2 protein-coding genes are annotated in these 1,074 nt (G+C 70.9%); both read right to left on the reverse strand.

The features are described from left to right. Nucleotides 1–402 (reverse strand): AraC family ligand binding domain-containing protein (locus tag AC1DOC_RS34775; protein WP_478131727.1); only part of this gene is annotated, 402 nt, incomplete at its 3' end. Between the two features lie 37 nt (nucleotides 403–439). After that, the coding region (locus tag AC1DOC_RS34780) for a transporter permease (RefSeq protein WP_478131728.1) at nucleotides 440–1,074 on the reverse strand (635 nt) is incomplete at its 5' end.

Consider the following 1,074-nt stretch of genomic DNA (forward strand, 5'->3'; position numbering starts at 1 on the left):
GGGCTCCAGGGGGCTCCAGGCTTCCAGCAGCAGCGCGGGGCCGTGCTGCAGCGCGAGCGCGAACTGCCGTGGCTGCGCCGTGCAGTGCGCGAGATAGCGCGCCAGCGCATGCAGCTGAAGCGGGTCGGCCGGCGCGCGTCCGGCACACCGGGCCCACGGCGCATGCGCGGTGTCGAGCACGAGGCAACTGCTGCCGCCGCTGCCGCGTGCTTCGAAGTCGTGCCGGTCGCCGGGCGCGACCACCTGCGCCTGGCCGGCGCCGATGCCGCCGCCGCGGCCTTCGATCTCGATCTCCAGCACGCCTTCCAGGCCGACCAGCACCTGGAAGTGGTCGTGCGCATGGCTGCCGCGCGAGCTGCCGTAGTGGCGCAGCGAAAGGATGGGCGGGGCGGGCTGGTGCATGGTGAAGGGCTGATTGTCTTGCGGCGCTCCCCGCCTGTCACCCGAGCCGCAGCAGCAGCGCCGAGGCCGCGCACACCAGCAGGAACGGAATGCTGATGCGATGGAACTCGCGCAGCCCGTGCGGCAGCCTGGCCAGGCGCAGCGCGATCAGGTTGGCCAGCGAGCCCAGCACGCAGCCGAAGCCGCCCACGCTCACGCCGGCCGCGAGCGCCGGCAGGTCGCGCACATGGCCGTCGAGCAGGATCGCCGCCGGCACGTTGCTGATGAATTGCGAAGTGACGATGGCGGCAAGGTAGGCGCGCCATCCTTCGGTGATGGGCCAGTGGTTCAGCAGCGACCCGATCGCCTGCAGTTCGGCCAGCTGGCGCAGGTCCACGAACATCAGCGCAATGATCGCGAGCAGCGCCCAGTCGATGTCTTTCAGCACGCGCGGATAGCTCAGCAGGAACACCGCGAACACCACGCCCAGGCCCGCGAGCAGCCAGTGCCGGTCGAGCGCGACCACGAAGCCGATGAACAGGACGCCCGCCAGTGCAAGGAGGCGCGGCTGCACCGGCACGGCTTCGGTCTCGGGCTTGAGCGCGATGGGCGTGCGCGGCACCAGCAGCCAGGCCGCCGCGAAGAGCCAAAACAGCATCACGGCCACGGTCGGCAGCATCATGCCCATGAAGC

This window comes from Variovorax sp. 01T439_2, assembly GCF_056398445.1.